Source organism: Enterobacter cloacae complex sp. 394F7, assembly GCF_057320385.1.
On the sequence record NZ_JBXWCS010000034.1, the window covers coordinates 1 to 1344 of the forward strand.

General features: G+C 62.7%; 1 pseudogene. It reads right to left on the reverse strand.

From position 1 onward, the window contains the following. Nucleotides 1–1344: pseudogene (locus AC2FAK_RS22880) on the reverse strand (type IV secretion protein Rhs); the annotation flags it as partial.

The window sequence follows — 1344 nt, forward strand, 5'->3', positions numbered from 1 at the left end:
ACGTGACTTCCGGCGGGGCTTCTCTGGTCCACACCCGTTTCCCGACGCGGCGCCCCGGCGGGTCGTACAGGTAGCGGCTTTCCTGCAGCGTCTGCCCCTGCTGCGTCAGGCGGTGGTGTACCAGCCGGTGCCGGTGGTCATAGTGATAGTGGTGACTGTGGCTGCCGCCGTCGCGGATGCTGCGCTCATCCTTTTCCGTCAGCCTGCCGTGCTCGTCATAACGGTAAAAGAACTGGCCGTCTTCGCTGATGCGATTATCCCGCCACAGCGCGGGAAGCGACGGGTACTGCTCCCGGTCAGCCGCCCGGTTGCCCGCCGGGTCGGTGAGGTATCGCTGTAGCTGGTTGTGGTGCCGGGCGCTGATGAGACGACCTGCATCGTCATAATGGTACATTTCCTGATATGTACCACGGATGCGGATAAGCTGGCCGCTGTCGTCATAGCCGTACTCCCGGTTCAGCTGCGGGTTGCTGACGGCCTGGCTCAGCAGCTGCCCGGCAGGCGTGTATGCCGTGGCCAGGGTGTACTGTCCAAAGGTTCGCTGCACCTCCCTGTGCAGCCGGTCACGGGTGAACTCCATCAGGGGCATGTCACCCAGCTTCAGCCCGGCAATATAGCCGGAGCCCCAGATGAGCCACTCCACTGGCGGGAGACCGTCAGGGGTGGTCCGGGTTGCCAGCCCGGCTGAATAATCGTGTTTTGTGAGGTGTTCCCACAGCCGTTCACCGGTTTCAGGGTGGTCCACGGTCTGCCGTTCACTGACCATCCGGCCCTTATCGTCATAATCGTAGAGCACCGCAACGCGGTGGCCGTCGCTGAGGTGGCAGATGCCTGTCAGCCAGCCGCGTGAGTCGTACTGCCACGCCTCTGCCGGTTCATCGTTTATGGTGCGATGCGTCAGCCGGTCTGATTCATCGTAGTGCCACCGGGTGACGAGGTTTTCATCCTCACTGCGGACAAGCTGCCCGGTGAGGCTGTAGTGGTAACATTGTGTTCTGCCGTCAAAGCCACATTCCTGCACCAGCCTGTCCAGCAGGTCGTAAGTAAAGGTGGTGCTGGCCCCGTTCTCATTGACCAGCCGGATGACGCGCCCGGCGGCGTCGTACTCCATCTGTCGGGTCAGACCGCCTCCGGTGGTGCTGACCGGATGGCCGGCCGCGTCGTACACGGTGGTCTGCCTGCTGCCGTCCGGGTGAATTACGGTGGTCAGGTCGCCCGCCACGCTGTATTCATAGCGGGTTTCATGACCCGGTGCATTTCGCAGGCTGATGAGCCTCCCGTTGTCATCGTAATCGCGGTACTGGCTGAGGCCTTCTTCCCGGTGGATGGCGGTCACCTGCCCGA